This window comes from Methylibium sp., assembly GCF_031393925.1.
Taxonomy (GTDB): domain Bacteria; phylum Pseudomonadota; class Gammaproteobacteria; order Burkholderiales; family Burkholderiaceae_C; genus Methylibium.
Map to the genome: position 1 here is coordinate 1 of NZ_JANMWL010000019.1, position 2,516 is coordinate 2,516.

A 2,516-nucleotide genomic window follows, 5' to 3' on the forward strand; every position below is an offset into this window, starting at 1 on the left:
CAGAAGGGCGGCGAGGCGGCCGGCGCTGCCAGTCATGAGCGCTCCTGATTAGTGACAATGTTCAGCAACCGTCGACCCCGCACAGTTCGGGCTGATCCTTCCTTCGACAAGCTCAGGACGATCGGAAATACAGGCTCAGGACAGGATACGCCGAGCGTATCGAAGCCCTTCCTGCGAGGGCTGCGGCGCCGAGCAGTGGCGCTGGCACTCGTGCAGGAACCGGCATTGCCCACAGTGCCAGAGCCGCCAGAGCCGCCAGCGCGACGCCTGGCGCGCGGCACGGCTGGCCGAGTTGCTCGACGTGCCGTACTGCCACCTCGTCTTCACGCTGCCGCACGAGCTCAATGCGCTGGCCGGCGTGCATGCGCGCTGGGTTTACGACACGCTGATGCAGTGCACGGCGGCTACCCTCACCGAGTTCGCTGCCAACCCCCGCTGGCTGGGTGGCATCGGTGCCTTCACCCTGGTGCTGCACACCTGGACGCAGGACTTGCGCCGGCACCTGCATGTGCACGCGCTGATGGCCTGCGGGGCGCTCGCCGACGACCACGGCCACTGGATCGAACCCAAGCGAGCGCGCAACTTCCTGTTCCCGGTGCATGCGCTGTCGCGGGTGTTCAGGGGCAAGTTCGTGCAGGCGCTGCAACAAGCCTGCGCCGCCGGTGTGCTGCCGCGCGATCCGGCCGCCACGTCCACAGCGCGCGCCGAGCGCGTGCGCGCGCTGCGCCGCCACGACTGGGTGGTCTATGCCAAGACGGCCGTTGGCCGGACCGGCGGCGGTGCTGGACTACCTGGCGCGCTACACACACCGCACGGCCATCGGCAACGAGCGGCTGCTGGCCATCGCGGCGACAAGGTGCTGCTGCGGGTGCGTGCCGAGAACACGGGTGGCAAGCGCACCGTCGCCATGCCGGGCCAGCAGTTCATCGCCCGGCTGCTACAGCATGTGTTGCCGCCGGGCTTCAAGCGCATCCGCCACTACGGGCTGCTCGCGCCGGCGACCAAGACCGAGCGGCTCGCATTGGCGCGCAAGCTGCTGGCGATGCCGGCGGCCAACCCGCAGGCGCGCGCGGACGCGCAAGCCTTCATGCGCCGCGTGGCGGCCATCGAGATCGATCGCTGTACGCATTGCAAGCTCGGTCACTGGTGCGCGGTCGAGCATCGCGGCGCCGACCGCGCGGCCATGGCAGCGCTTGCAGCGCCCCTGCTGGGCGCTTGTCCAGGCCCGCCATGACGCGCACGCGCGGCCCCACTCCGTGCTCAGCGCGGGCTTGCGCACGCAGGCGCGGAGCCTCCTGCGTCGGCCACGCCGCGGCGGCACGCCGGGCCGCGCCTGGTCGCTGTGGCATCGACCGCACGCCGCCTTCGTTGCCAGCGTGCGCCCTCGGCGACACGCCGCAGTCCGCCGCAGCATGCATCGGCATTGCCGGCACCGGCCACTGAAACTTACACTGCCCACTGTCACCGTCGGCCCGGCGGTTCAGTCCAACGAGGTTTATCCGACGCCGTGCACTACCGCGCCGTCGATCAGCTTCGGCTCGGCGTCAGATAAACGCTATTCGTTAGGCGCCGAGTTCTTCACAGGGGGAGTTACATGACTCGCAATACATGGCCACGTAATCAAAGCACTGCTTCTGGCGGTGGATTGTCGACCGCTTCGGGCGGAGGAATGTCAACGTCGTCCGGAGGCGGGGCTTCAACCGCTTCTGGCGGCGGCATGTCTACAGCCTCGGGTGGCGGGATGTCTACCGCCTCCGGCGGTGGCCTCTCGACAGCATCGGGCGGCGGCCTGTCTACGGCATCCGGCGGTGGCCTATCTACGGCCTCCGGTGGTGGTCTCTCGACGGCGAGCGGAGGCGGCTTGTCGACGGCTTCTGGCGGTGGCATGTCGACCTCAAGCTCGAATGTTTATCGAAGCAACATTCCTCCATGGCCAGTCTTCATTGCTGCGCTTGAGAAGCGAGGAATGACCCAGTACGCAGATCTGATTCGACGGAATCTTCCCTAGCAAAGAGCCCCACGCCCGCCATGAAAATGTTCCCGCTGCGCATGCCGGCGCCTAATCGGGTAGCCAGGAGCTGCTAGCCCCCAGCCCCCACACCACCCACCGTGCGGGTCCGCAGTGGGCGGTTCATGCGAAGTGCGATACGCACCCTCACGGGCTACGCACAGAATGCGCACAAGACCGGCCTCTCGAGCCTGCGCCGCACTCGACTGGCCCGGTCGGGTTTCATTGTCGAGTAGCGAGCCGCCCGTTGCTCCGTCCTGCTTCGCATGTTTGGCCCTTCGTGATCGGCCGCTCTCGTGAAGCACCGAAACACTTCTATGGCCGCTGCTGACTTCTGCACCATCACGCCGCGCGTTACCACGCGACGGTAAGCGTCTGGCCGCGGCACCTTGATTGCCGCGGATCGTTTTAGGATGCTCGTGTCCACGAAGCTCTTGGTGGACACGTGCACACTATCTCCAACGAAGTCAGCGCTGGCCGTCGACGCCGGCGCGAACACAGCGCCGAG

1 protein-coding gene is annotated in these 2,516 nt (G+C 67.3%); it reads left to right on the plus strand.

Annotated elements, in window-relative coordinates; genetic code table 11:
* The first annotated feature begins 145 nt into the window (after nucleotides 1-145).
* Nucleotides 146-1,234 (plus strand): transposase, encoded by a 1,089-nt coding sequence (locus RMO12_RS01345; RefSeq protein ID WP_309637925.1) that lies wholly within the window; start codon nucleotides 146-148, stop codon nucleotides 1,232-1,234.
* Nucleotides 1,235-2,516 lie beyond the last annotated feature (1,282 nt).